The organism is Micromonospora sp. NPDC049107, from assembly GCF_040648595.1.
Classification (GTDB): Bacteria; Actinomycetota; Actinomycetes; order Mycobacteriales; family Micromonosporaceae; genus Micromonospora.
In genome coordinates this window covers 69,011-94,487 of the sequence record NZ_JBEZEC010000013.1, presented here as the reverse complement: position 1 = coordinate 94,487, position 25,477 = coordinate 69,011, and the positions used below count along the sequence as shown (strand labels likewise).

The 25,477-nt window shown below is 72.7% G+C and carries 23 protein-coding genes; 13 read left to right on the top strand and 10 right to left on the bottom strand.

Annotated features, from left to right (window positions below):
* Window positions 1-31: 31 nt before the first annotated feature.
* From AB0B55_RS28195 to AB0B55_RS28185, 3 genes are all read right to left on the bottom strand, one after another.
* The gene (locus AB0B55_RS28195; protein ID WP_357174943.1) at window positions 32-1,294 is read right to left on the bottom strand and encodes an acetyl-CoA C-acetyltransferase; all 1,263 of its coding nucleotides are present in this window, start codon (window positions 1,292-1,294) and stop codon (window positions 32-34) included.
* A 78-nt stretch (window positions 1,295-1,372) separates the two neighbouring features.
* Complete coding sequence (locus tag AB0B55_RS28190; RefSeq protein WP_357174940.1) at window positions 1,373-2,185, bottom strand: SGNH/GDSL hydrolase family protein; 813 nt, start codon at window positions 2,183-2,185, stop codon at window positions 1,373-1,375.
* Complete coding sequence (locus AB0B55_RS28185; RefSeq protein ID WP_357130078.1) at window positions 2,182-3,231, bottom strand: SGNH/GDSL hydrolase family protein; 1,050 nt, start codon at window positions 3,229-3,231, stop codon at window positions 2,182-2,184. Before AB0B55_RS28185 ends, AB0B55_RS28190 begins: the two co-directional genes overlap by 4 nt.
* A gap of 150 nt (window positions 3,232-3,381) precedes the next feature.
* On the opposite strand from AB0B55_RS28185, the gene AB0B55_RS28180 reads away from it, so the two are divergent.
* Together AB0B55_RS28180 and AB0B55_RS28175 are read left to right on the top strand one after the other, a co-directional pair.
* Window positions 3,382-3,738 carry a YkvA family protein gene (locus AB0B55_RS28180; protein WP_355048830.1) on the top strand — a complete coding sequence of 119 codons (357 nt, stop codon included), beginning with the start codon at window positions 3,382-3,384 and terminating at the stop codon, window positions 3,736-3,738.
* 72 nt (window positions 3,739-3,810) lie between these two features.
* Window positions 3,811-5,181 (top strand): cystathionine beta-synthase, encoded by a 1,371-nt coding sequence (locus tag AB0B55_RS28175; RefSeq protein WP_357174937.1) that lies wholly within the window; start codon window positions 3,811-3,813, stop codon window positions 5,179-5,181.
* A 284-nt stretch (window positions 5,182-5,465) separates the two neighbouring features.
* On the opposite strand, the gene AB0B55_RS28170 is transcribed toward AB0B55_RS28175, so the two are convergent.
* The 4 genes from AB0B55_RS28170 to AB0B55_RS28155 all read right to left on the bottom strand — a co-directional run bounded on the left by AB0B55_RS28170 (window position 5,466) and on the right by AB0B55_RS28155 (window position 8,424).
* Window positions 5,466-5,975, bottom strand: a complete 510-nt coding sequence (locus AB0B55_RS28170; protein ID WP_357130072.1) for a GNAT family N-acetyltransferase — start codon at window positions 5,973-5,975, stop codon at window positions 5,466-5,468.
* Window positions 5,972-6,901: a ribonuclease Z gene (locus AB0B55_RS28165; RefSeq protein ID WP_357174934.1), complete on the bottom strand. Its 930-nt coding sequence runs from the start codon at window positions 6,899-6,901 to the stop codon at window positions 5,972-5,974. Before AB0B55_RS28165 ends, AB0B55_RS28170 begins: the two co-directional genes overlap by 4 nt.
* A 363-nt stretch (window positions 6,902-7,264) precedes the next feature.
* Window positions 7,265-7,927, bottom strand: coding sequence for a peptide-methionine (S)-S-oxide reductase MsrA (gene msrA, locus AB0B55_RS28160; protein ID WP_357130066.1), 663 nt, complete (start codon window positions 7,925-7,927; stop codon window positions 7,265-7,267).
* A gap of 74 nt (window positions 7,928-8,001) precedes the next feature.
* On the bottom strand, window positions 8,002-8,424 hold the full coding sequence (locus AB0B55_RS28155; protein ID WP_357130063.1) for an HIT family protein: 423 nt from the start codon (window positions 8,422-8,424) through the stop codon (window positions 8,002-8,004).
* A 103-nt stretch (window positions 8,425-8,527) separates the two neighbouring features.
* Here AB0B55_RS28155 and AB0B55_RS28150 point away from each other — a divergent pair, with 103 nt between their 5' ends.
* The 5 genes from AB0B55_RS28150 (at window position 8,528) to ilvA (ending at window position 14,668) form a co-directional block, all read left to right on the top strand.
* A complete protein-coding gene (locus AB0B55_RS28150) occupies window positions 8,528-9,577 on the top strand; it encodes a hypothetical protein (RefSeq protein ID WP_357174931.1) in 1,050 nt (349 codons plus the stop codon).
* 113 nt (window positions 9,578-9,690) lie between these two features.
* Window positions 9,691-10,833 carry a cystathionine gamma-synthase gene (locus AB0B55_RS28145; RefSeq protein WP_357130057.1) on the top strand — a complete coding sequence of 381 codons (1,143 nt, stop codon included), beginning with the start codon at window positions 9,691-9,693 and terminating at the stop codon, window positions 10,831-10,833.
* A gap of 30 nt (window positions 10,834-10,863) precedes the next feature.
* Window positions 10,864-12,255, top strand: coding sequence for an amidase family protein (locus AB0B55_RS28140; protein WP_357130407.1), 1,392 nt, complete (start codon window positions 10,864-10,866; stop codon window positions 12,253-12,255).
* A gap of 47 nt (window positions 12,256-12,302) precedes the next feature.
* On the top strand, window positions 12,303-13,253 hold the full coding sequence (locus AB0B55_RS28135) for a DUF4328 domain-containing protein (protein WP_357174928.1): 951 nt from the start codon (window positions 12,303-12,305) through the stop codon (window positions 13,251-13,253).
* A 194-nt stretch (window positions 13,254-13,447) separates the two neighbouring features.
* Window positions 13,448-14,668: a threonine ammonia-lyase gene (gene ilvA / locus AB0B55_RS28130; RefSeq protein ID WP_357174925.1), complete on the top strand. Its 1,221-nt coding sequence runs from the start codon at window positions 13,448-13,450 to the stop codon at window positions 14,666-14,668.
* A 48-nt stretch (window positions 14,669-14,716) separates the two neighbouring features.
* Here ilvA and greA read toward each other — a convergent pair whose 3' ends face one another.
* Both greA and AB0B55_RS28120 read right to left on the bottom strand, forming a co-directional pair.
* Window positions 14,717-15,214, bottom strand: a complete 498-nt coding sequence (greA, locus tag AB0B55_RS28125; protein WP_355048818.1) for a transcription elongation factor GreA — start codon at window positions 15,212-15,214, stop codon at window positions 14,717-14,719.
* Window positions 15,215-15,371: 157 nt separating this feature from the next.
* Window positions 15,372-15,812 carry a DUF4307 domain-containing protein gene (locus AB0B55_RS28120; protein ID WP_357174922.1) on the bottom strand — a complete coding sequence of 147 codons (441 nt, stop codon included), beginning with the start codon at window positions 15,810-15,812 and terminating at the stop codon, window positions 15,372-15,374.
* 201 nt (window positions 15,813-16,013) lie between these two features.
* Between AB0B55_RS28120 and mca the strand changes: the two genes are divergently transcribed.
* The 3 genes from mca (at window position 16,014) to AB0B55_RS28105 (ending at window position 19,947) form a co-directional block, all read left to right on the top strand.
* Window positions 16,014-16,895: a mycothiol conjugate amidase Mca gene (mca, locus tag AB0B55_RS28115; RefSeq protein ID WP_357174919.1), complete on the top strand. Its 882-nt coding sequence runs from the start codon at window positions 16,014-16,016 to the stop codon at window positions 16,893-16,895.
* Window positions 16,896-16,943: 48 nt separating this feature from the next.
* Window positions 16,944-17,237: a hypothetical protein gene (locus AB0B55_RS28110; protein WP_357130041.1), complete on the top strand. Its 294-nt coding sequence runs from the start codon at window positions 16,944-16,946 to the stop codon at window positions 17,235-17,237.
* 229 nt (window positions 17,238-17,466) lie between these two features.
* Window positions 17,467-19,947 carry a bifunctional diguanylate cyclase/phosphodiesterase gene (locus AB0B55_RS28105; RefSeq protein WP_357130404.1) on the top strand — a complete coding sequence of 827 codons (2,481 nt, stop codon included), beginning with the start codon at window positions 17,467-17,469 and terminating at the stop codon, window positions 19,945-19,947.
* Window positions 19,948-19,963: 16 nt separating this feature from the next.
* Here the strand turns inward: AB0B55_RS28105 and AB0B55_RS28100 are convergent, their stop codons facing one another.
* The gene (locus AB0B55_RS28100) at window positions 19,964-21,556 is read right to left on the bottom strand and encodes a hypothetical protein (protein ID WP_357174916.1); all 1,593 of its coding nucleotides are present in this window, start codon (window positions 21,554-21,556) and stop codon (window positions 19,964-19,966) included.
* A gap of 62 nt (window positions 21,557-21,618) precedes the next feature.
* Here AB0B55_RS28100 and AB0B55_RS28095 point away from each other — a divergent pair, with 62 nt between their 5' ends.
* Genes AB0B55_RS28095 through purE form a run of 3 tightly spaced genes read left to right on the top strand, consistent with a single transcriptional unit; the run spans window position 21,619 to window position 25,381 of the window.
* On the top strand, window positions 21,619-23,655 hold the full coding sequence (locus tag AB0B55_RS28095) for a thioredoxin domain-containing protein (protein WP_357174913.1): 2,037 nt from the start codon (window positions 21,619-21,621) through the stop codon (window positions 23,653-23,655).
* A 27-nt stretch (window positions 23,656-23,682) separates the two neighbouring features.
* Complete coding sequence (locus tag AB0B55_RS28090) at window positions 23,683-24,858, top strand: 5-(carboxyamino)imidazole ribonucleotide synthase (RefSeq protein WP_357130032.1); 1,176 nt, start codon at window positions 23,683-23,685, stop codon at window positions 24,856-24,858.
* A 31-nt stretch (window positions 24,859-24,889) separates the two neighbouring features.
* Entirely contained in the window at window positions 24,890-25,381 is a 492-nt protein-coding gene (gene purE / locus AB0B55_RS28085; protein WP_357130028.1) for a 5-(carboxyamino)imidazole ribonucleotide mutase, read from the top strand.
* Window positions 25,382-25,477: the final 96 nt, after the last annotated feature.

The window sequence follows — 25,477 nt, the reverse complement described above, 5'->3', positions numbered from 1 at the left end:
CCGCAGCCGGGCGCCCGGCGCGCTCAATCCGTCAGCTGAGCCGCTCGAGCACCATGGCCATGCCCTGGCCGCCACCGACGCACATGGTCTCCAGACCGATCGTCTTGTCGTGCCATTCGAGGGCGTTGAGCAGGGTGCCGGTGATTCGGGCGCCGGTCATGCCGAACGGGTGCCCGACGGCGATCGCGCCGCCCATCACGTTCAGCTTCTCCTCCGGGATGCCCAACTGGCGGTAGGAGGGGATGACCTGAGCGGCGAACGCCTCGTTGATCTCGACCAGGTCGACGTCGTCGATGGTCATGCCCGCCCGGCGCAGCGCCTGCCGGGACGCCTCAACCGGCCCGAGGCCCATGATCTCCGGCGACAGCGCGGTGACGCCGGTGGAGACGATCCGGGCCAGCGGGGTCACGCCCAGCTCCTCGGCCCGCTGGGCGCTCATCACCACGACGGCGGCGGCCCCGTCGTTGAGGGGACAGCAGTTGCCCGCGGTGATCCGGCCGTCGGGGCGGAACACCGGCTTCAGCCCGGCGACCGCGTCGAGGGTGACGCCGGGTCGGGGACCGTCGTCGGTGCTCACCACAGTGCCGTCCGGCGTGGTGACCGGGGTGATCTCCCGGGCCCAGAAGCCGTCCGCGATGGCCTTCTCGGCGAGGTTCTGGCTGCGTACCCCGAACTCGTCCATGTCGGCGCGGGTCACGTCGTACACCTGGGCCAGGTTTTCCGCGGTCTGCCCCATGGTCAGGTAGATGTCCGGCAGGTCGCCGCTGTCGCGCGGGTCGGTCCACACCTCGGCGCCGCCCTGGGCGCGGCGCTTCGAGCGCTCGGCCGCGGACGCGAAGCGCGGGTTCTCCCAGCCGCCGCCGACCAGCGCCTGCGCCTCCGGCGGCAGACCGTCGGAGCTGCCGCGCGCGTACCGGGAGACCATCTCGACCCCGGCGGAGACGAACACGTCGCCCTCGCCGGCGCGGATCGCGTGCAGGGCCATCCGGGTGGTCTGCAACGACGAGGCGCAGTAGCGGGTCAGCGTCGCGCCGGGCACGGTGTCCAGGCCGAGCAGGGTGGCCACCACCCGGGCCATGTTGAAGCCCTGTTCACCGCCGGGCAGGCCGCACCCGAGGTAGATGTCGTCGATGGTGCTCGCGTCGAGCTGGGGGATCTTGTCCAGGGCGGCCCGGACGATGGTCGCGGCGAGGTCGTCGGAGCGGACATCGCGCAGGGACCCCTTGTGGGCCCGGCCGATGGGGGAGCGGGCGGTAGCGACGATGACGGCATCGCGGGGCGACTCAATCGGCATGGGCCAACGTTAACCCGCCGGTAACATGGCGCGGAAGAAGCGAGGGCGGCGGGAAATGTCACCCTCGCCGGGCGTGCGTCACCGCCGGGAGGCGACCGCCGCGGCGGCCACGACGGCCGGTAGCAGGGCGTGCGCCCACACCCGGTAGCCGTCGGCCGACGGGTGGAAACCGTCGTGGCACAGCGTGCCCGCGTCGGCTCGGAACACCGGACCGGTCTCGGTGGCCAGGTCGACCACCGTCCCGCCCGCCTCCAGCACCGCCGTGGTCTGCGCGCGGGCCATCCGCCGACCGGACCAGCCGACGAGCTGACGCAGCGGCGGCGCGATGGCGCGTACGGCCCCGAGGTCGGGGCAGGTGCCCACCACCACCTCGACGCGTGCCTCCCGCAGCCGGTGCACCGCCGCCCCCAGGTACGCGGACGCGTCGCCGGGCCGGCGCAGCCCGGTGGCGTCGTTCGCGCCGATCAGGATCAGCGCCACGTCGGGTCGCTCGCCGAGCAGGGCCCGGGCGACCTGGGTGGTCAGGTCGGTGGAGCGGGACCCCGAGACGCCGACGCTGGACAGGTGCACCCGACGGCCGGACGGCCCCTCGGCGAGGAGGTTGGCCAACTGCCCGCCGATGGTGTCCTCGAGGCGGTCGACGCCGACACCCAGTGCCGACGAGTCACCGAGCAGCACCAGGCGCAGCGGTGCGGCTTCGGCCCGGCCGATCGTGGCGCGCAGCGCCAGCCCCAGCTCCGGCTGGGCGTAGCGCCGGTGGCGCGCGACGAACGCTTCGCCGGCCAGGACGGCGGCGCCGCCCACCGTGCCGGCCAGCAGCGAGAGCGCCGCCGCCCGACCCAGCCGGCCGGGGAAGCCGGCGGTCACGTCCCGCTCGCTGCGCTCGTTCATGCCAGTCCCTCCACTGTCGAGGTGTCCGCGGAGCCTGCCTGCGGCACCGCGTGCACACCGAAGAACGCCCGGCGACGCAGCTGCGCCCACCGGCCGGCCGGCCCTCGGTCGCGGCCCCGGACCTGGGCGCCGCTGACCTCGGTGCCGGCGTGCCGGGCCGCCTCCTGCGCGGCCTCTGGCAGCGACCGTACGCCCTCGCCCCGCGCCGGTGTAACCCGTCGTTCGTGCCCCGCACCGAGCGCGGACAACATCGTCGGCAGCAGGGCGGCGGCGGCCATGGCGTACCCCTCGGCGGAGGGGTGGAACCGGTCCCAGGCGAACATCCGCAGCGGCTCGGCCGCGAACCGCGGGCCGAGCAGGTCGCCCAGGGACACCGTCCAACCGCCCGCCTCAACCACGGCCACCGTCTGCGCAGCGGCGAGCTGGCGACTCCACCGGTGCGCCAGCCAGCGCAGCGGTGGCTGGATCGGCCGGATCGCGCCGAGGTCGGGGCAGGTGCCGACGACCACCTCGCAGCCGGCGGCGCGCAGCGAGCGGACCGCCTCGACCAGGTAACGCACGGCCAGGCCGCGCGGGGTGCGGTTGGTGATGTCATTGCCGCCGATGAGGATCACCGCGATGTCCGGGGAGCAGTCGAGCGCCGCCTCCACCTGGTGACGTAGGGCCGCGGAGATGGCCCCGACCACCGCGAACCGGCGCAGCAGCACCGGCCGGTGCAGCCGCCGGGAGAGGCCGGTGGCGAGCAGCGCTCCGGGTGTCTCCCGGCGGCGGTGGACCCCGTAGCCGGCCGCCGACGAGTCACCGAGCACGACCATGGTGAGCGCGGGGCCGGGGAACTTCGCGCCGTACATCCCGTCGCAGCGCGGCGGGGGCGCCTCGGCCATCGGAATGGTGCGCCGGGCCTGGCGGGCCTGGCCGAGCAGCACGCCGCCGGTCGCCATCGCGGCCGCCGCGGTGGCGCCCGTGCCGATCGCCGCCAGTCGGGCGATCCGCCAGGCCTGCCGCCGGCGCGGACCAACGGGTACGACAGAACCAGCCACCCCCATATGGCGACATTATCGCGCCGGCCCGACACACCGCTGTCGTCGTCACGGCTCGCGGATGCCTGGAAACCGACGCGACGGGGTACCTGTCCGGTGGAGGCCGGCCGACTTGCGCCGACCCGCCACGCTGATCCGGCGGAGAGGAGCGCGACGATGGGGAAGACACTGAAGCGCAGCGCGGCGTTCGCGGCCCTGGCGCGGGCACTGATGGCGGGGGCGCGGGGCGGACCGTCGCTGGGCGCCCGGCTGGCGGCGCTGCCCCGGATGATCCGGGCCACCACCAGAGGCGAGTACGACGGTGGCCTCCGGCTGGCCCTCATGACGGCGGCCACGGCGTACATCGTCTCGCCCATCGACTTCCTGCCCGAGATCCCGCTGGCGATCTTCGGGCTGGCCGACGACGCCGTCATGGTCACCTGGCTGGCGGGCAGCGTGCTCTCCGAGACCGACCGCTTCCTGGAGTGGGAGGCCCGGCGCAGCTCGGTCATCCCCGGGGGTCTGGTGCACTGACGGCACGTACGCTGGGCGGCGAGGATACGTCTGCCCGGCCGCCGTCGCCGGCGCCGCAACGAAGGGCACACCGTGCAGTACTACGACAACGTCGTCGACATGATCGGCAACACTCCGCTGGTCCGCCTGCGGAGCGTCACCGAGGGCATCCAGGCCACCGTGCTCGCCAAGGTGGAGTACGTCAACCCGGGCGGCTCGGTGAAGGACCGCATCGCGCTGCGCATGGTCGAGGACGCCGAGGCGGCCGGTCTGCTCAAGCCCGGCGGCACCATCGTCGAGCCGACCAGCGGCAACACCGGCGTCGGGTTGGCCCTGGTGGCGCAGCTCAAGGGCTACCGGTGCGTCTTCGTCTGCCCCGACAAGGTCAGCCAGGACAAGCAGGACGTGCTGCGGGCGTACGGCGCCGAGGTGGTGGTCTGCCCGACGGCGGTCGCCCCGGAGGACCCGCGCTCGTACTACAACGTCTCGGACCGACTGACCCGCGAGATTCCCGGCGCGTGGAAGCCCGACCAGTACAGCAACCCGGCGAACCCGCGCTCGCACTACGAGACCACCGGCCCGGAGCTGTGGAAGCAGACCGAGGGCGGGCTCACCCACTTCGTGGCGGGCGTCGGCACCGGCGGCACGATCTCCGGCATCGGCCGGTACCTCAAGGAGGCCTCCGACGGCCGGGTGAAGATCGTGGGCGCCGACCCGGAGGGTTCGGTCTACTCCGGCGGCACCGGCCGGCCGTACCTGGTGGAGGGCGTCGGCGAGGACTTCTGGCCCGAGACGTACGACCGGGGCGTCGCCGACGAGATCATCGAGGTGTCCGACAAGGCGTCGTTCGAGATGACCCGGCGGCTGGCCCGCGAGGAGGGGCTGCTGGTCGGCGGCTCCTGCGGGATGGCAGTGGTGGCCGCGCTGGAGGTGGCGCGCAGGGCTGCCCCGGACGACGTCGTGGTGGTGCTGCTGCCCGATGGCGGCCGGGGCTACCTTTCGAAGATCTTCAACGACTCGTGGATGGCCCGGTACGGCTTCCTCGACAACTCCGGCGCCGAGCCCACCGTGGCCGACGCGCTGGCCAGCAAGCCGGGCGGGCTGCCCGAGTTGGTGCACGTGCACCCGACCGAGACGGTCCGCGACGCGATCGACTACATGCGTGAGTACAGCGTCTCGCAGTTGCCGGTGCTCAAGGCCGAGCCGCCCGTCGTGACCGGCGAGGTCGCCGGCTCGATCGCCGAGCGGGACCTGCTCGACGCGCTGTTCACCGGCCAGGCTCACCTGCACGACACCATCGAGCGGCACATGGGTGACCCGCTGCCGATGATCGGTGGCGGCCAGCCGGTCAGCGAGGCCGTGGGCCTGCTGGAGAAGTCCGACGCCGCCCTGGTCCTGGTCGACGGCAAGCCCAAGGGCGTCCTGACCCGCCAGGACCTCCTGTCCCACCTGGGCGCCCACTAACCGCCCACCCCACCCACCCACCCACCCACCGCACCCACCCCACCGCGTCGATCATGGACTTGTGGTGGTGAGCAAAGGGGGCAGAAATGCCTAAATTGCCCACCACAAGTCCATGATCGACGGGGGAGGTGGAGGCCGGGGGAGGCGGGGGCCGGGGGAGGCGGGGGCCGGGGGAGGCGGGGGCCGGGGGAGGCGGGGGCCGGGGGAGGCGGGGGCCGGGGGAGGCGGGGGCCGGGGGAGGTGGGGGCCGGGGGAGGTGGGGCCGGGGAGGGGAGGGGGAGGGGTTAGAGGGTGCGGGTGTAGCGGAGTTGGGTTGTGGGGGCCGTGCCCATCTTCTCTTCGCGTTCGGCCCCCGTCGGGGTCCAGCCGCCGCGCTCATAGAACGCGCGGGCGTGGGCGTTCTCCCGCAGCACCCAGAGCACCGCGCGACGCCAACCGCGGTCACGCATGGCGTCGAGCGCGTCCACCATCAACGCGCGGCCGGTGCCCCGCCCCTGCTCGGCCGGGTCCAGGTGGATCGCGTTGAGCAGCCCGGTCGTCGGATCGTCCTCGTCGTCCGGCCCCAGGTAGCTGAACCCGACGAGCCCGCCGACGCGTTCCGCCACGATCAGCCGGTGGGTGTCACGCTCCCAGCTCCACCGCTCGACCCAGTACCGTCCCATCGCCTCCCCGGTCGGTTTGGCCAGCGCCTCGGCCGGCAGGAACGAGGAGTACGCGGCGACCCGGGACCGTTGGTGCAGGGCACCGACCCCCATCAGGTCGTGATCGGTGGCGGGGCGGAGCGTGACAGTCACCCGGCCGAGGCTACCCGGCGCGGCGGGACCTGCACGGTGGTCAGATCCTCGGCGACAACCAGATCGCCGTCGAAGTGCGCGCGAGCCTCGTCATGGAACCGGCGCGGGTCGGGATAGCGCTGGGAGAAGTGCGTCAGCACCAGCGTGCGTACCCCCGACTCGGTCGCCACCCGCGCGGCCTGGGCCGCGGTCAGGTGGCCGACCTCGGCGGCCAGCGCGGCCTCCGACTCCAGGAACGTCGACTCGATGACCAGCAGGTCGGCGTGCTCGGCCAGGGCGTACACGCCGTCGCAGAGGCCGGTGTCCATCACGAAGGCGAATCGCTGCCCCGGTCGGGGCTCGCTCACCTCGTCCCGGGTGACGCGACGCCCGTCGAGGTCCAGGTGGCCGACGCGGATCAGCTCGCCGACGGCCGGGCCGGCGATGCCGTACGCGGCCAGCTTCTCCGGCAGCATCCGGCAGCCGTCCGGCTCGACGAGCCGATAGCCGTACGTCTCGATGGGGTGTCGCAGCCGGCGGGCCTCCAGCGTCCCGCAGCGCAGGGCGATCCGCTGCCCGTCGGTCTCGATCGGCGTTACCGCCAGCTCGGCGCTCTCGTAGAAGGAGGTGGCGTGCCGCAGCCGGGCGAAGTACTCGGCGCCGCCGGCCGGGAAGTGCACGGCGACCGGGTGCGGGACCCGGTCCAGTGAGAGCCGCTGGATCGTGCCGGGCAGACCGAGGCAGTGGTCGCCGTGGAAGTGCGTGACGCAGATCCGGGTCAGGTCGCTGGCGGTGACGGTGGTGTGCAGGAGTTGGCGCTGACTGCCCTCGCCCGGGTCGAAGAGGATCACCTCGTCGTCCCAGCGCAGCACGTAACCGTTGTGGTTGCGCTGCCGGGTGGGGGTCTGGCTGGCCGTCCCGAGAATCACCAGCTCGCGCATCGACACGCTGATCTCCCACCGAGATGAAGCGACCCCCGGGGCGCTCCACGCTGTCGCGTGGGCCGGCTGGACTAAGCCGGCACCCCGGGGGTCGGGTGGCTGTCGTGGTTTTCGCCGCACCGCTGCCACACGGTCTCGACGGTCGTACTGGTTGCCCGCCTCGCGGCGGACGATCACTGTCGAGGACAGCGGCTAGCGGACAGCCACCTCACGAGTCCGATTGCTATACAAGTCTGGACCACCTCCTTTCACGTGTACGGCCACGTTATCGAGTTCCCGCCGGGCTCGGCAACGGATTTCGATCACAGGGCCAAACGGGAATGCCCGGCCGCCTCGTCGGCAGCCGGGCATCGCGTTCACGCAGGTGGGTCAGCCGGCGGTACGGGCCACGCCGACCGGGCAGCTCAGGCCGTTCGGGCCGTGGTTGCAGTACCCGTTCGGGTTCTTGGTCGGCGCCAGGTACTGCTGGTGGTAGTCCTCGGCGAAGAAGTAGCTGCCGAGCGGGGCGATCTCGGTGGTGATCTCACCCTTGCCGGCCCGGGTCACGATCGGCTGGAAGGCGTCCCGCGACGACTCCGCGATGGCCCGCTGCTCGTCGGTGGTCGTGTAGATCGCCGACCGGTACTGGGTGCCCACGTCGTTGCCCTGGCGCATGCCCTGGGTCGGGTCGTGGTTCTCCCAGAAGACCTTCAGCAGGTCCTCGTACGTGATCTTGCTGGGGTCGTACACCACCTGGACGACCTCGGCGTGCCCGGTGCGGCCGGAACACGTCTCCTCGTACGTCGGGTTGGTGGTGAAGCCGCCCGCGTAGCCGGCGGAGGTCGTGTACACGCCGGGCAGCGTCCAGAACAGCCGCTCGGCGCCCCAGAAGCAGCCCATGCCGAAGACGGCCACCTGGAGGCCCTCCGGGAACGGACCCTTCAGCGGGGTGCCCAGAACCTCGTGGCGGTCGGCGACCGGCATCGAGATCGGGCGGCCCGGCAGGGCCTGCTCGGGCGTGATCATCTCGGCGTTCATACGGCGCAGGAACACGGTGGGACTCCTCTCATGCGTCTCCCAGCGTGTAACACCGGTGGGTTCTGCTTCCTTACCCGCGCCACTGTGACTCAGGCCCCGCCGTCGAGGGCGGTGGCGATCCGGTCGGCGTAGGTCTGTGCCTCGGCGTCGTCGCTGTACCGGGTGCGCGGCCAGAAGAAGCCACGCAGCCCGTCACCCTTGGTGCGGGGGACCACGTGGGTGTGCAGATGGGGGACGGACTGGGACACCCGGTTGTTCATCGCCACGAACGTCCCACCGGCCCCCAGGCCGGCCTCCACCGCCACGGCCAGCCGCTGGACCAGCGCGAAGTAGCCGGGTAGCAGGTCGGCCGGCAATTCGGCCAGGGTCACCAGGTGCGTCCGGGGCACCACCAGCACGTGCCCCGCGAAGACCGGGCGGGTGTCCAGGAACGCCACCCCGTCCGGCTCGTCGGCGACCCGGAACGCCGGAACGTCACCCGACACGATCCCGCAGAACACGCACCCGTCCATCGCGCCAGGCTATAGCGCCGATCTGCGCTGACGTGCCCCCCACGTACGCATCGACTGTGGTACTCATTTACGGGTCTGGATCAAGAACATGGGGGGAACGCACGTGCACAGCAAGAGAGGCACGACCCTGGCACTGGCCGTACTGGCCGCCGGGTTGCTCACCGCCGGTCTCCCGGGCCCCGCCCAGGCCGCACCCGCGCCGACGGCCACCCCGCTGTCGTTGCCGGCGGTGGCCGACGTGGTCTCGGCCGGTGACCGGGTCTTCGTCAGCGGCGGGCCGTCCTCGACCGACGTCGTGGTGGCCAGCGCGACGGGTGCGGTCGTGGGCACCCTGTCCGGCCTGCCCGGTCCGACCGACCTGTTGCTCAGCGCCGACCGGCAGACCCTCTACGTGGCGCTGCCGACCGCTAATGCCATCGCCGCCTTCGACACCGGCACGCTCGTCGAGTCGGCCCGGTACGACACCGGCGCGGGCGAGTGCCCGTCGTCGCTGGCGCTGACCGGGCGGTACCTGTGGTTCGGGTACGGCTGCGGAGGCTGGGACGGCAACATCGGCCGGATCGACCTGGGCCGCCAGCCGGCGCGGGTGACCACGGGTCTGGACACCGGTAGCGGCTTCTACGGCGCTCCGCTGCTGACCGCCGCCAGCCAGAACCGTTCGGTGCTGTTGGCCGGGCAGCCCGGCCTGAGCCCCGCGTCGGTATACACGTACACGATCGGCACCGGTGGTGCGCTGAGCGCGCCGGGCACCAACGAGTTCATGGCGATTGGCAGCAACCTGCGCGACATCGCCCTCGACCCGACCGGCGCGACCGTGTTCACCGCGTCCGGCGCCCCGTACGAGGTGCAGGCGTTCCCGTTCGCCGACATCACCACCCCGTCGGCGACCTTCCGCACCGGCGCGTACCCCAATGCGGTCGAGGTCTCGCGCGACGGCACCCGGATCGCCGGCGGCGCGGACGCCTCCTACGACCCGGACGTGTTCGTCTTCTCCACGGGCGGCGCCGAGCTGGCCCACTTCGAGCTGGGCGACGAGCTCAGCCCCGGCGCGCTGGCCTGGGCCCCGAACGGCGCCCGGCTCTACGCGGTCTCCTACGACTGGACCGGAAACCACCCGGTCACCCTGCACGTCCTGCCCGTCCCGGCCGCCTGAGGGCCGTTCCCGACGCTGAACCGGAGCGTGGGGTCGGACCGGATGGGTCCGGCCCCCGCCCGGGGCGCGGGTTCCGTGCCGGGTCGCCGGGACGGGGCACTAGCCTCACCAGAATGAGTCACGGCTTCGAGACGCTCGCCATTCACGCCGGTCAGGACCCCGAGGCCCGGACCGGCGCGGTGATCCCGCCGATCTACCAGACCAGCACGTACGCCCAGGACGCCGTCGGCGCGCCTCGGCTCGGCTACGAGTACAGCCGCTCCGGCAACCCGACCCGCGACGCCCTCCAGGAGTGCCTGGCCGCGTTGGAGAGCGGGCCGGTGGGTCTCGCCTTCGCCAGTGGCCTGGCCGCCGAGGACACCCTGCTGCGGGCGGTGTGCCAGCCGGGCGACCACGTGATCATTCCGGACGACGCGTACGGCGGCACCTACCGGCTCTTCGCCCGGGTGGCCCAGCGCTGGGGGCTGGAGTTCACGCCGGCCAAGGTCTCCGACCCGGCCGCGGTCCGGGCCGCCGTGCAGCCCGGACGGACGAAGATCATCTGGGTGGAGACGCCGACGAACCCGCTGCTCGGCATCGCCGACATCGCCGTCCTGGCCGGTGTGGCGCACGACGCCGGCGCGCTGCTGGTGGTCGACAACACCTTCGCCTCGCCGTACCTTCAGCAGCCGATCGCCTTCGGCGCGGACGTGGTGGTGCACTCCACCACCAAGTACATCGGCGGGCACTCCGACGTGGTCGGTGGCGCGCTCGTCGTCGCCGACGCCGCGCTCGGCGAGGAGCTGCGCTACCACCAGAACGCGATGGGCGCGATCAACGGCCCGTTCGACGCGTGGCTCACCCTGCGCGGCATCAAGACCCTCGGGGTACGCATGGACCGGCACTGCGACAACGCCGAGCGCCTCGCCGCCTACCTCGACGGGCACGCCAAGGTGTCCGAGGTGATCTACCCCGGGCTGCCTTCGCACCCTGGTCACGAGGTGGCGGCCAAGCAGATGCGCCGGTTCGGCGGCATGATCTCGTTCCGGGCCGCCGGCGGCGAGGACCACGCCGTCGAGATCTGCAACCGGGCCAAGCTCTTCGTGCTCGCCGAGTCGCTGGGCGGCGTCGAATCGCTGATCGAACACCCGGGTCGGATGACACATGCAAGTGCTGCCGGCTCGCCGCTTGAAGTTCCCGGCGATCTCGTGCGACTGTCTGTCGGCATCGAGACGGTCGACGACCTGCTCGCCGATCTGGAGCAGGCGCTGGGCTGACCGCTGGGGAGGACGGCCGTGCAGGACATCATGGCGACCTGGGTCGGGGCGACCGCCAAGCAGATCGCCCGGGGCGTACGGCGGGGTGACGTCTCGGCCACCCAGGTCGTTGCCGACCACCTCGAGTACATCGCCTCGGCCGACCGCGAACTGGCCGCGTTCCGCGCCGTTCGCGGCGGCGAGGCGATCACCGAGGCGGAGAAGGTCGACGAGCAGGAGGACCTGGCCAACCTCCCCCTGGCCGGGGTGCCGGTGGCCGTCAAGGAGAACACCCCGGTCGCGGGCCTGCCCACCTGGAACGGGTCGGCCGCCGCGCGGACCGAGGTCGCGGAGGCCGACCACGAGGTCGTCCGGCGGCTGCGGGGCGCCGGCGCGGTGATCCTCGGGGTCACCCGGATGCCGGAGCTGGGACTCTGGGCGCTCACCGACGACGACAGCGCGGTGACGCGCAACCCGTGGGACAGCACGCGTACCCCCGGCGGTTCCTCGGGCGGCGCGGCCGCCGCGGTCGCCGCCGGCCTGGTGCCGATCGCGCACGGCAACGACGGCCTCGGCTCGATCCGCATCCCGGCGGCCTGCTGCGGCCTGGTCGGCCTCAAACCCGGCCGCGGTGTGGTGCCCTGCCAGCTCGGCGCGGACGACTGGTTCGGTCTCACCGAGCACGGGATGCTTGCCAGCACGGTCGCCGACGCCGCCGTCGGCTTCTCGGTGCTCGCCGGCCGACGCCCGGAGAAGCTGGTCCCGCCGCAACGGCTGCGCGTCGGTGTCTCGCTGCGCTCTCCGGTACGCGGAGTCTCGCCGGACGCGCCCAACCGGGACGCGGTGGCCGCGGCCGGCCGGCTGCTCGCCGCCGCCGGCCACGACACCGTGCCGGCCGATCCGGTCTACCCCACGGCCCTGGGCCTGCAGGGCCTCGCCACCTGGTTCGCCGCGGCAGCCGCCGACGTCCGGGCCGCCGGGCTGGACCGGCGCGGTCTGCAACGCCGTACCCGGCGGCACGTCGCGCTGGGCGAGTGGGCACAGCGGCGCGGCTACGTCCGGGAGGCCGACCGGGTCGCCTGGCGGCAGCGGTCCGTCGACTTCTTCACCGACCACTCCGTCGACCTGCTGCTCACGCCCGCCCTGGCGAGCGCGCCGCCGGAGGCCGGCCGCTGGTCGGAGCGGTCCTGGCGGGCGAACCTGTCGGCCAACATCAGGTACGCCCCGTACGCCGCGCCGTGGAACGTCGCCGGCCTGCCGGCGATCGTCGTACCGGTGGGACGCCGCCCGGACGGCCTGCCGGTCGCCGTGCAGATCGTCGGTCCGCCCGGCTCGGAGCTGCTGCTGCTCGGCGTGGCCGGTCAGTTCGAGATGACCGCCCCGTGGGTGCGCCACGCGCCCGGCTATCCCCTCGTCGGAACGGGGTCGCCGGCCAGCGCATGATCGTCTAGCGTGTGCGCGCACCATCGCGCGAACCACGGGGGACACCAATGCGCTGCCAGACCTGCGGAGACGCCACGTCCTCCGAGCACAACGAATGCCCGCGTTGCTACACGCCGCTCGGCCAGCCGGCGGTCACGCCGGGGCTGCCGACCTACCGCGTACGGGGGATCGGGCTGGCGGCCAGCGTCGCCGTCGGCGCGACCGCCGTGCTCTACCTGGTGGTGGCGCTGTCCCCGCTGATCGGGATGGCGCTGGCCCGGCGGGCCATGGCCAACGACGACCCGGACCTGCTCCTCGGTGTGGTGATCATCAACGTCCTGGTGGCGCTGACCATGGCCGTCGTCTACCTCACCGCCGCGGTGCTGGTGATCATCTGGACCTGGCGGGCGCGCAAGAACACCGACGCCTTCCCCGGCGCACTGCCCACCCTCGGGGCGGGCTGGGCGATCGCCGGCTGGCTGGTGCCGTTCGCGAACTTCGTGGTGCCGGCCCGGGTCGTGGCGAGCATCGCTCGGGACAGCCTCTGGCGGCGGTTCACGCCCACCCTCGTGAGCCTCTGGTGGTGCTCCTGGCTGGTGTTCAGCATCGGCGAGCGGCTGAGCAGCCGCCTCGACGACAGGGCGTACGCGAAGCTGCCGGAGACCCCGTTCAACGACGCCGGCTACCAGGCGTACGTCGACCACTACCGGGACTCGTTGCTTCGCAACGCCCTGCCGGCGCTGGGCTGCGCGGTCGCGGCGGTGACGCTGATCCTGCTGATCCACCGGATCTCCGCCGCCCAGGAGGCCCGGATCGCCCGCGCCGCCCCGGCGTGGCCGACCGCCCCGGTCTGGCCAGCACAAGCCTGGCCGCCGGCCCCGGTCACGTCGGCAGGCCAGCCCGCCCCGGCGGCCCCGGCGGCCGTGGCGCCCTCGGCGGCCGTGGCGCCCTCGGCGGCCGTGGCGTCCCCGGCGGCCGTGGCGCCCTCGGAGACGCCGGGGGCCGCGCCCAGGTCGTGATCCACTCCAGATCGCCGATGTGGCGCTGTCCGGGCGACCCGACAGCCCCACGTCGGCGATCTGGAGTGGATCAACGCGGGGGCGGCCCGCAAGTCGGGCGATCGGGGCGTCCGAGGACCGTCGACGCGGGTGGTCGCGTCGCGTACCCCGGTGTCGCCGCCGAGGCCGCCGGGCCCGGATGGCACGATCGGGGCATGACGGAACTGGTCGGCCTCGACGACGTACGGGCTGCGCGGAAACTGCTCGCCGACGTCGTCCGGACCACCCCGCTGGAGCCCTCCCGGCCGCTGAGCGCGGCACTGGGCGGGCCGACGTGGCTCAAGTGCGAGAACGTGCAGCGCGCCGGCTCGTACAAGGTGCGCGGCGCGTACGTGCGGATCTCCCGGCTGTCGGCGGCGGAGCGTGCGCGTGGCGTGGTCGCGGCGAGCGCCGGTAACCACGCCCAGGGCGTCGCGCTCGCCGCCGGGTTGGTCGGCACGCACGCGACGGTCTTCATGCCGGTCAACGCGCCGCTGCCGAAGGTCGCCGCCACCAAGGGGTACGGCGCGCAGGTCGAGCTGGCCGGCAACACCGTCGACGAGTCGCTGGTGGCCGCACAGACGTACGCCGAGCGGACCGGTGCGGTGCTCATCCACCCGTTCGACCACCGGGACGTGATCGCCGGGCAGGGCACGGTGGCGTTGGAGATCCTCGAACAGTGTCCCGACGTGCGGACGATCATCACGGGCGTGGGCGGCGGCGGCCTGATCTCGGGCATGGCGGTGGCCGCCAAGGCGCTCCGCCCGGACGTACGCATCATCGGGGTGCAGGCGGCGGGCGCGGCGGCCTTCCCGCCCTCCCTGGTGGCCGGAGAGCCGGTCCGGCTGCCGGCGTTCGCCACCATCGCGGACGGCATCGCGGTCGGACGGCCGGGGGAGATCACCTTCAACCATGTCCGCAAGCTCGTCGACGAGATCGTCACGGTCTCCGAGGAGGACATCTCGCGGGCCCTGCTGATGCTGCTGGAGCGGGGCAAGCAGGTCGTCGAACCGGCCGGGGCGGTCGGCGTGGCCGCGCTCCTGGCCGGCGTGGTGGAGGTGGAGACGCCGGTGGTGGCGGTCCTCTCCGGCGGCAACATCGACCCCCTGCTGATGATGCGGGTGATCGAGCACGGTCTCGCCGCGGCCGGCCGCTACCTGCGGGTGACCGTGCGCTGTTCGGATCGGCCCGGGCAGCTCGCGTCACTGCTCAGTCAGATCGCCGAGCACCGGGCCAACGTGGTGGACGTGGAACACCAGCGGGCCAACCCGCACCTCGGCCTCGGCGAGGTGGAGGTGGCGCTGTCGGTGGAGACCCGTGGTGTGGAGCACTCCGACACGTTGATCAGCGCGCTGCGGGCCAGTGGCTATCAGGTGGTGTTCGCCGCCGAGGCGTGACAGGCGGTGCCACGCCCCGGCGGCGTTACACCGTAGGGGGGTTGCCGCTCAGCCGGAGAACGGCTCGAAGCTGACCACGGTCACCTTGATGTCGGCGCCACTCGGTGCCGTGTAGGTGCAGGTCTGACCGGCGCGACCACCCAGGATCGCCTTGCCCAGGGCCGACTCGGGGCTGTAGACCGTCAGGTCGGTAGTGGCGGCGATCTCCCGCGAGCCGAGCAGGAAGGTCTCGGTGTCGTCGGTGTCGTCGTCGAAGTAGATCGTCACCACCATGCCGGGTGACACCGCGTCGGCCGTCGGCGCGGCGCCGACCTTGGCGGTGCGCAGCAGCTCCTGCAGGTAGCGGATGCGACCCTCAGCCTTGCCCTGCTCCTCACGGGCGGCGTGGTAGCCGCCGTTCTCCCGCAGGTCGCCCTCTTCGCGGCGGGCGTTGATCTCGGCCGCGATCGCCGGCCGGTTGGCGATGTGCTCGTCGAGCTCGGCCTGGAGGCGGTCGTACGCGTCCTGGGACAGCCAGGTGGCGGGCGCCTCGTTGCCAGTGGACACAGGCGTTCTCCTCGGTTGTGCGTGGCTGGCTGACAGGTGAACTACCAAGTTACCAGTGCGGTACGACACAGCGTGTCGGCGATCACCGCCGGTGTCCGGATCCGGCACCCGCGCTCGATGCCGGGCGACGGCCGTTACCGGGTGATGTCTCCGCAGTTCAGGACGGCGCTCGGCAGCGCAGCACCTCGCCGATGAACGGTCGGGCGCTGGTGTTCAGCCGGTGCCGGGCGCTGACGTGCCGCTCACCCGGGCCGGCGGTCACCGTGACCTCGTCGCGGCCCACCTCGACGCCGGCGCGGTCCCGGGCGCGCAGGACGCAGACGGCCGAGCCGCCCTCCGGCACACGTACCCGGAAGTCGACCACCACCTGGTTGTCCGTGATGTCGGTGTACGTGATCACCTGGGCGTCGTAGACCGGGTCGCCGTACTGCCGGTAGAGCCGCAGTGAGATCAGGCTCAGCCCCACCACCAGCACCAGGAGCACCAGGGCGGCCAGCAGCGTACGACGCCGGCCTCCGCCGGGTGCCCGGCGTCGGCCGTAGCGCCCGGCCGGGAAGACCGGCGCGCCCGGTGAAATTGTGGCGTGCGTCTCGGTCACCGGCGGGTATCTCCTGGCGTTGTTGTCGGCGGCATCGGCAAGAATGGCAGGAGTCCATCCTCCCAGCCCGGCCGAATGCCAGGAACGGCAGGTCGGGTCCCGCAGGTGCCGACCGGCGGCGGGGCGGGGGAGGTTCCTGGCAGGTCAGCCGGTCGAGCCCGGTCGGGTCCACCGGCCGACACAGACGAGGAGCGCCGTAAGTTGGCAGAGCAGCTGCGTCTCATGGCCGTCCACGCGCACCCGGACGACGAGTCGAGCAAGGGTGCGGCGACGATGGCGAAGTACGTCGCCCAGGGGGTCGACGTGCTGGTGGTGACGTGCACCGGCGGTGAGCGCGGCAGCGTGCTCAATCCCAAGCTCGACCGGCCCGACGTCTGGGCCAACATCGCGGACATCCGGCGGGCCGAGATGGACGCCGCGCGGGCGATCCTCGGCGTCGACCAGGCCTGGCTCGGGTTCGTCGACAGCGGCCTGCCCGAGGGCGACCCGCTGCCGCCGCTCCCCGAGGGCTGCTTCGCCCTCCAGGACGTCGAGGTGGCCGCCGGCCCGCTGGTCCGGCTGATGCGGGAGTTCCGTCCGCACGTGGTGACCACGTACGACGAGGAGGGTGGCTACCCCCACCCCGACCACATCATGTGCCACAAGGTGAGCGTGGCCGCCTTCGAGGCCGCCGGTGATGCGGAGCGCTACCCCGAGCTGGGCGCCCCCTGGCAGCCGCTGAAGCTCTACTACGACATCGGCTTCTCCAAGGCCAAGATCATGGCGCTGCACGAGGCGGTGCTGGCCACGGGCGCCGAGTCGCCGTACGAGGACTGGCTCAAGCGCTGGGACGAGCGTCCGGACAAGGGCCCACGGATCACCACCCGGGTCGACTGCGCCGAATACTTCCCCGTGCGGGACGACGCGTTGCGCGCCCACGCCACCCAGGTCGACCCGGACGGCTTCTGGTTCCACGTGCCCATGGAGATGCAGCAGCAGGCCTGGCCGACGGAGGATTTCGAGCTGGTACGCACCATGGTGGAGAGCCCGCTGCCCGAGTCCGACCTCTTCGCCGGAGTGCGGGAGACGGCGCACGCGCGCTGATCCCGGCCAGGGCTACCCTGGTAGGCAATCGCACATCGGAGGACGACCATGCTGACCGCTGCCCAGGTGCTCGCGGAGAACAACTTCGGGGACACCCGCACGGGTGGTCTGGCCGGCCCGATGGGCCTCCTCCTCATCCTGCTGCTGGCTACCGCCACCATCCTGCTGATCCGCAACATGAACGCCCGACTGCGGCGTCTGCCCGACCGGTTCCCGCAGCCGGGGCCGGCGGTCGATCCGACCAGGGCCGACGCTTCAGTCGTCGATCCGACAGACGGGACCGGCGCGCATGATTCATCCACGCACGCTCCCAATGGGCACCAGCAGCAGCGGAACGGGTAGTCCGCGCGTGATTCACGCCGAACCGGGTGGCGGACCCCTGTTGCGACCACCCGGTTTGGCTTAGCCTTCCGCCGGGGGACCAAAAGTCCCCGAGACGTGCGCGGGAGGGGGCGCCGATGGCCAGCACAGCACCGGCTGCCCGCCGTACCGTTGGTCGGTCGGCTGACGGGGAAGGTCGATGACCTCCGCTCCGGCCGGCGACCCGTTCGACCGGCTCGGGGTGCACGGCATGCCGGTCCGGCTGCGCGTGCTGACGGTCGCGGTGACGCTGACCGCGCTGGTCGCCGCCGTGGTCGGGTTGACGCTTCCGTCCGGGCTGCCGGCCGACGACCCGCTGGGTGGTCCGGCCCGCTTCGGCATCGCGGTCGGTGTCCTGGCCCTGGCCCAACTCGCCCGGCTCCGGTTCCGCGGGACCGCCGGCATGGTCAGCATCACCTGGGGTGAAGCGGCCCTGATCGTCTGCCTCTATCTCGCTCCGGCCGGCTGGCTGCCGTCGGCCACGCTGATCGGCGCCGGGCTGGCCTGGACGGGGTTGTCCCTGCACAGCGACCGCCGCCCGCCGCTGGAGATCGTCCGGATCGCCGCGTCGCTGGCCGCCGCGTCGGCGCTGGCCGTGTCCGTCACCACCGCGTTGGGGCACCCCCTGCTCACCCCGCCCACTCCGGTGCTGGCGCTTGCCGTGATCGCCGGGTCGGTGACGTACCTGATGGTGACGGGTTGGCTCGGCGCGGTGAGCCTGAGCCTGCGGCACGGGCTGCCGATCGGGCCGCCGCTGCTGGCCGCGCTGCGCGGCAAGTTGCTGATGTTCGTCGGCAACGTGGCGGTCGGCCTGGTCGTGATCGCGCTGCTGGAGCTGGACCCGCGCTGGTTGCTGCTGCTCCCGCCGCTGCTCTGGCTGCTGCAACAGACCTACCGTTACCGCCTGCGGGCGGACCAGGAACGTCGGACGTGGCGCGCCTTCGCCGAGGCCACCGCCGCTCTCAACCAGCTCGACGAGCGGGGCGTCGCCAGCGCGGCGGTGACGGGCGCGCTGGCGCTGTTCAACGCCGAGTTGGTCGATGTCGAGGTGGCCCGGCCCGACGGCAGGTGGCGTCGCTACCGGGGGGACGCCGGGGGCCAGTTGCTCGACCGGGAGGTCGGCCCGCCCGACAAGTCGGAGCCCGACGAGTACGAGTTGGTTCGCCCCCTGTCGGTGGGCGCCGTGCCGGTCGGTCGGCTCCGGGTCCGGTTCCCCCGCTCCGCCCCGCCCACGACCCGCGAACGGGACGCGGTGGCCGCGTTCGGTGACGCGCTCGCCGCCGCGCTGCACGACGCCGCGACCCACCGCGAGCTGCGCCTGGTCACCGCCCGATCGTCGTACGAGGCGGTGCACGACGCGCTCACCGGGCTGGCGAACCGTACGGCCATGCTCGGCAAGGGCGACCAGTCGTTGCGGCAGCTCGCACACGACCACCCGGTGGCCCTCCTGCTGTTGGACATCAACCAGTTCAAAGAGGTCAACGACACCCTCGGGCACGCGGCCGGCGACCAGTTGCTGCGGCTGACGGCCAATCGGCTCAGCGCGTTGGCCCGCCCGGGTGACCTGCTCGGCCGGCTCGGCGGCGACGAGTTCGCGCTGCTGCTCACCTCGGTTCCCGTGCTGGGTGACCGGGCCGCGCCGATGGCACACGCGCTGCGTCAGGCTCGTGAGATCGCCGAGCGGCTGGCCGCGCCGACCGAGGTGGCCGGGGTGCGGATGTCCATCGAGGTCTCGGTGGGCGTGGTCGTGGCCGACGCCGGCACCGCCGATCTGACCGAGCTGCTGCGCCGCGCGGACATCGCCATGTACCAGGCCAAGGAGGGTGGCGGCAGCGTCGCCGCCTACGACAGCACCCGGGACGCGGCCAGCACCGACCAGCTCGCCCTGCTCGCCGAACTGCGCGAGGCGCTGAAGGTCGACGACCAGTTGGTGTTGGCGTTGCAGCCGGCGGTCGACCTGGCGACCGGCGCGCCCACCGGGGTGGAGGCGCTGATCCGCTGGCAGCACCCCCGGCGCGGCTGGCTGGGCCCGGCCGACTTCATCCGCCCGGTGGAGAACAGCGAACAGCTCGGCACGTTCACCCGGTACGTGCTCGACAAGGCGCTCGGGGTGGCCGCCGGGTGGGCCCGCGAGGGGCTGGACGTCCCGATCTCGGTCAACCTGTCCGCGCGTAGCCTGCTCGACCCCCGCCTCCCGGCGGAGATCGGCGACGCGCTGCGCCGCCACCAGGTGCCACCCCGCCGGCTGGTCCTGGAGATCACCGAAACGGTGGTGATGAGCGAGCTGGAGATCATCGACGAGGTGCTCGCCAACCTCCGGTCGATGGGCGTACAGCTCGCGGTGGACGACTTCGGCACCGGCTTCTCCTCGTTGACGTTCCTGACCCGGATCGCCGTGGACGAGTTGAAGGTGGACCGCTCCTTCGTGATCCGGATGGCCGACTCGCCGGAGGCCGCGGCGATCGTCCGGACCACCGTCGGGCTCGCCCACGAGTTGGGGCTGCGGGTGGTCGCGGAGGGCGTGGAGACGGCCGAACAGCGCCTGGCCCTGGCCGAGCTGGGCTGCACGTCCGCCCAGGGCTACCACTTTTTCAAGCCGATGCCGGCCGACAAGATCGGTGCGGTGCTGGGGACGCTGCGCGACTCGGCCGAGTCGAACGTCTTCCGGCTGCGCGCCGACGGCGCCTCCTGACCGCTCGGCGCTCCCGTCAAGCGGACCGATGCAGTAGCTCCCACATGACCGACACCGGCAGCGCCGGATGGGCGCAGGCCGCCCGCAGCACGTCCCGTTCGACGTCGCCTCGGGCCAGCTCCGCCAACGCCTCCGGTCGGGTGTTCCGGTGCTCGGCGATGGCGAGCCGGGTGACGTGGTCTGCACCGTCGAGCAGCCGGGCCAGCAGCTCGCCCGACGCGCTCCAGTTCTGTGCCAGAAGATGGGGCTTGACGGGCAGCCGGCTTAGCACGTCGGGCGGGGTCCGCCAGTTGGTCGCCAGCGCCGCGCCGATGCCCCGGACGGGCGTCTCGGCGAGCCGGCGCAGGATCTCGGGATAGGCGCAGTGCCGGGCGAGCCGGCGGCGGACCATGGGGCTGCGATCCTGGGCCAGGAGAGCGGCGGTCTCCTCCGACAGCGACCAGTTCGCGGCGGCGGCAGCGCGTACGCGTGCTGATCGGGACCCCGCGCACTGCGTCAGGAGGGTCTGGAGCGCTTCCTTCGCGTCTTCAACCGGCCACGGCCTCGGACCGGGCTCGCAACCCGACTTCCACCTGCCGAGCAGGTCCTGGAGTTGCTCGACGGAGAGCCGTTCGGCAACTGCCTCCAACCGCTCCAGGCTGGGCCGCGGCCGGAAGCTGTCCTTCGTGAACCGTTCGACGGCCGTCCGGGCCACCGTCTCGTCGGCATCGCGGGTCAGCGTCGTCAGGGTCTCCGTCGACGTGGCGGAGTGCCGCGCAACCGCCCGGCGGACCTCGGGATCGCTGTCCCGGGCGAGAACCGCCAGCAGGGGGCCGGAGACGTGCTCCGACCAGGTCAGCGCGCGGCGGACGGCGACGACCGGATCGCCGGCCAGCGCCACCATCGCCGCCGGGGACAGGCGTCCCCACTGGGCGGCCGCCGCGCGGGCCTCCGGGTCGGGGCTGGCGGCCAACTCCTCGCCCAGCCAGTCGCCGGCCTGTTCGATCGCGTACGCCCGGATGGCGGGGACCTCGTCGTGCGCCAGGATCTCGGCGATCTCGGCTGAGAACTCGCGTTGGCCGATCCCATCGCGTACGGCCGGGTCGGGGTCGCGGGCCAGCTTGGCCTGGATTTCCGGGCTGACATTGCTGAGGAGAGCGACATTTCGTCGCACCTCGGGGTGGGGATCGTCGGCGAGGGCGGCCACGGTCTCCGGTGGGCACGCCTTCAGCCAGGGAACCTCGGACCGCAGCCGGTGATCGGACGAGGCGCGGAAGGCCGCGATCGCGTCGAGCGGGAAGTCGCCCTCGAAGATGAGGCGCTGCAACAGATGCGGGTCGCCGGTCTCGACCGTCACCGCCACCAGCGCCGCGACGACGTCAGGAATCTCCTGCGCCAGCGGCGAGTTCCCTTGCAGGCGCTCGGCGAGGACGAGCCGTGGCAGCCGACCGCCGTCCCGAACCAGGGCGAGCAGGACGTCGGTCGGGGCGGCCGGGTTCATCGCGAGTCCGGCGAGTCGGTTCTGGTCGCGGGTGTTGTCCGGGCCGGGCAGTTCGAGTCGCCAGCGCGCCCCCTCGCAGCAGCCCGTCCGGATGACCGTGGGCTCCGCCCAATTCCCCGTCTCGGACATCCGAGCACCATAGCGACACCGCAGCCGAACCGCGCTCCCTCTCTCTGTGCGAGGCTGGAACGGTGAATCGACTCGCCGACGCGACCTCCCCGTACCTGCTCCAGCACGCCGACAACCCGGTCGACTGGTGGCCCTGGTGCGACGAGGCGTTCGCCGAGGCGAAACGACGCGACGTGCCGGTGCTCATCTCGGTGGGCTACGCGGCCTGCCACTGGTGCCACGTCATGGCGCACGAGTCGTTCGAGAACGAGCAGGTCGGTGCGCTCTTGAACGACAACTTCGTGTCGATCAAGGTGGACCGCGAGGAGCGCCCCGACGTCGACGCCGTCTACATGACCGCCACCCAGGCGATGACCGGTCAGGGCGGCTGGCCGATGACGGTCTTCGCCACCGGAGACGGCACCCCGTTCTTCTGCGGCACCTACTTCCCGCGTGCCAACTTCACCCGTCTGCTCCAGTCGGTCACCACCGCCTGGCGGGACCAGCGGGACGAGGTGCTGCGCCAGGGCGCCGCCGTGGTCGAGGCGATCGGTGGCGCGCAGGCCGTGGGCGGCCCCACCGCGCCGCTGGACGGCCCACTGCTCGACGCCGCGGCCGGCAACCTGGCCGGTGAGTACGACGAGACGAACGGCGGTTTCGGGGGCGCCCCGAAGTTTCCACCGCACATGAATCTGCTCTTCCTGCTGCGCCACCACCAGCGCACCGGCGACCCGCGCAGCCTGGAGATCGTGCGGCACACCGCCGAGGCGATGGCCCGGGGCGGCATCTACGACCAGCTCGCCGGCGGTTTCGCCCGGTACTCGGTGGACGCGCACTGGACGGTGCCGCACTTCGAGAAGATGCTCTACGACAACGCGCTGCTGCTGCGCGTCTACACGCAGCTCTGGCGGCTGACCGGCGATCAGTTGGCCGGGCGGGTCGCCCGGGACACCGCCCGGTTCCTCGCCGACGAGCTGCACCGGCCGGGGGAGGGGTTCGCGTCCGCGCTGGACGCCGACACCGACGGCGTCGAGGGGCTCACCTACGCCTGGACGCCCGCGCAGCTCGTCGAGGCGCTCGGCGACGAGGACGGCCGTTTCGCCGCCGACCTGTTCGCCGTCACCGAGGACGGCACCTTCGAGCACGGCACGAGCGTGCTCAAGCTCGCGCGGGACGTCGACGATGCCGCGCCCGAGGTCCGTACCCGCTGGCAGGGGGTGGTCGGGCAACTGCTCGCGGCCCGCGACATCCGGCCCCAGCCGGCCCGCGACGACAAGGTGGTGGCCGCGTGGAACGGCCTGGCGATCACCGCGATCGTCGAGTTCCTCCAGGTCGCCGCGCTGGCCCTGGAGAAGCGGGACGAGGGCGCCAACCTGTTGGAGGGCGTCACCATCGTCGCCGACGGCGCGATGCGGGACGCCGCGGAGCACCTGGCCAGCGTGCACATCGTCGACGGCCGGCTGCGCCGGGTCTCCCGTGACGGCAGGGTCGGCGAGCCGGCCGGGGTGCTGGAGGACTACGGCTGCGTGGCCGAGGCGTTCTGCGCCCTGCACCAGCTCACCGGCGAGGGGCGCTGGCTGACCCTGGCCGGCCAGCTGCTGGACACCGCCCTGGAACGCTTCGCCGCTCCCGGCGGCGCCTACTACGACACGGCCGACGACGCGGAGCGGTTGGTCGCCCGGCCTGCCGATCCGACCGACAACGCCACCCCGTCGGGGCGGTCGGCGCTGGTCGCCGGGCTGGTCGCGTACGCCGCGCTGACCGGACAGACCCGCTACCGCGAGGCCGCCGAGGCCGCGCTCGCCACCGTTGCGCCGATCGTCGGGCGGCACGCCCGCTTCGCCGGGTACGCGGCCACGGTCGGCGAGGCGCTGCTGTCCGGTCCGTACGAGATCGCGGTGGTGACCCACGATCCGGCCGGCGATCCGCTGGTGGCCGCCGCCCACCGGTACGCCCCGCCCGGAGCGGTGGTGGTCGCCGGCCTCCCGGACCAGCCCGGAGTGCCGTTGCTCGCCGACCGGCCGTTGGTCGACGGGCGGTCCGCCGCTTACGTCTGCCGGGGTTTCGTCTGCCAGCGGCCGGTCACCTCCGTCGACGAGCTGGTCGCCGAGCTGGGCTGAGTCGGGCACCGGTAGGCTGGCCGCGCTATGGATTCCCGTACCGGTCTGCCTGTTGTCGGCATGGTGGGTGGCGGCCAGTTGGCCCGGATGACCCATCAGGCCGCGATCGCCCTCGGCCAGTCACTGCGTGTGCTCGCGAGCGCCCCCGACGACGGCGCGGCGCTGGTCGCCGCCGACGTCCAGTACGGGGACCACACCGACCTGGCCGCCCTGCGCACCTTCGCCAAGGGCTGCGACGTGGTCACCTTCGACCACGAGCACGTGCCCAACGAGCACATCCGCACGCTGGCGGCCGAAGGGGTGACCCTGTACCCGCCGGCGGACGCGCTGCTGCACGCCCAGGACAAGCAGGTCATGCGGGAACGCCTCACCGAGCTGGGTGCGCCCAACCCGGTCTGGCGGCCGGTCGGCGACCCCGCCGACCTGGTCGGGTTCGGCGAGCAGGTCGGCTGGCCGGTGGTGCTCAAGGCGGCTCGGGGCGGCTACGACGGTCGGGGCGTCTGGATGGTGGACGACGCCACCCAGGCCGCCGAGCTGGCCGCGACACTGCTCGCGGGTGGCACCCGGCTGATCGTCGAGGAGCGGGTGCCGCTGCGCCGCGAACTCGCCGTGCAGGTGGCCCGCTCGCCGTTCGGCCAGGTGGCCGCGTACCCGGTGGTCGAGACGGTCCAGCGGGACGGCATCAACGTCGAGGTGCTGGCCCCGGCGCCCGGTCTCGACGAGGAGCTGGCAGTCTCCGCCCAGCAGCTCGCCATCGACCTGGCCACCGCGCTCGGTGTGGTCGGGCTGCTCGCCGTGGAACTCTTCGAGGTGCGCGACGACGCCGGTCGACCCGCGATCGTGGTCAACGAGCTGGCGATGCGTCCGCACAACTCGGGGCACTGGACCATCGAGGGTGCCCGGACCTCGCAGTTCGAGCAGCACGTGCGGGCGGTGCTGGACTACCCGATGGGCGACACCGCGCTGACCGCGCCGGTCGTCGTGTCGGCGAACGTCCTCGGCGGCGAACCGGACGGGATGTCGGTCGACGAGCGGCTGCACCACCTCTTCGCCGCCGAGCCGGGGGCGAAGGTGCACCTCTACGGCAAGCAGGTACGCCCCGGTCGCAAGATCGGGCACGTCACCGTGCTCGGTGACGACCTGGACGACGTACGGGCACGGGCGGCGCGGGCCGTGCGTTGGCTCCAGGTGGGGCACGAGTGACCCGGGTGGCCGCGAACCAAGGAGGACTCCGGTGACCACGGTTGGGCTGATCATGGGCAGCGACTCGGACTGGCCGACCATGCGGGCCGCCGCCGAGGTGCTCGACGACTTCGAGGTGTCGTACGAGGTGCGGGTCATCTCGGCACACCGGACCCCGGTCGCGATGATCGATTACGGGCGTGAGGCGGCCGACCGAGGGCTGAAGGTGATCATCGCCGGTGCCGGTGGCGCCGCCGCGCTGCCGGGCATGGTCGCCTCGGTGACCCCGTTGCCGGTGATCGGCGTGCCGGTGCCGCTGAAGCACCTCGACGGCATGGACTCGCTGCTGTCCATCGTGCAGATGCCGGCGGGGATTCCGGTGGCCACCGTGTCGATCGGCAACGCCCGCAACGCCGGCCTGCTGGCCGTTCGGATCCTCGGCGCGTCCGACGAGACGCTGCGCACCCGGATGGCCACCTACCAGCAGGACCTGGAGAACCTCATCAAGACCAAGGACGCGGCCCTCCAGGCCACCCTGCCCTAACCCGCACACCCCGCGCCCGGCACCCAACCACCTCCGCGATCTTGCATTTTCGGTGGTCGCTAAGCGGCATTTGCCCAACTTTGCGGCGACAGAAAG

Coding starts and splice junctions, on each gene's coding strand:
- AB0B55_RS28180 (WP_355048830.1), top strand. CDS start 3,382: ATGGGGAAGACACTGAAGCGCAGCGCGGCGTTCGCGGCCCTGGCGCGG.
- AB0B55_RS28110 (WP_357130041.1), top strand. CDS start 16,944: ATGCTGACCGCTGCCCAGGTGCTCGCGGAGAACAACTTCGGGGACACC.
- AB0B55_RS28155 (WP_357130063.1), bottom strand. CDS start 8,424: ATGGACGGGTGCGTGTTCTGCGGGATCGTGTCGGGTGACGTTCCGGCG.
- AB0B55_RS28140 (WP_357130407.1), top strand. CDS start 10,864: ATGGCGACCTGGGTCGGGGCGACCGCCAAGCAGATCGCCCGGGGCGTA.
- ilvA (WP_357174925.1), top strand. CDS start 13,448: ATGACGGAACTGGTCGGCCTCGACGACGTACGGGCTGCGCGGAAACTG.
- AB0B55_RS28135 (WP_357174928.1), top strand. CDS start 12,303: ATGCGCTGCCAGACCTGCGGAGACGCCACGTCCTCCGAGCACAACGAA.
- AB0B55_RS28145 (WP_357130057.1), top strand. CDS start 9,691: ATGAGTCACGGCTTCGAGACGCTCGCCATTCACGCCGGTCAGGACCCC.
- AB0B55_RS28195 (WP_357174943.1), bottom strand. CDS start 1,294: ATGCCGATTGAGTCGCCCCGCGATGCCGTCATCGTCGCTACCGCCCGC.
- AB0B55_RS28190 (WP_357174940.1), bottom strand. CDS start 2,185: ATGAACGAGCGCAGCGAGCGGGACGTGACCGCCGGCTTCCCCGGCCGG.
- AB0B55_RS28185 (WP_357130078.1), bottom strand. CDS start 3,231: ATGGGGGTGGCTGGTTCTGTCGTACCCGTTGGTCCGCGCCGGCGGCAG.
- AB0B55_RS28090 (WP_357130032.1), top strand. CDS start 23,683: ATGGATTCCCGTACCGGTCTGCCTGTTGTCGGCATGGTGGGTGGCGGC.
- AB0B55_RS28100 (WP_357174916.1), bottom strand. CDS start 21,556: ATGTCCGAGACGGGGAATTGGGCGGAGCCCACGGTCATCCGGACGGGC.
- AB0B55_RS28105 (WP_357130404.1), top strand. CDS start 17,467: ATGCCGGTCCGGCTGCGCGTGCTGACGGTCGCGGTGACGCTGACCGCG.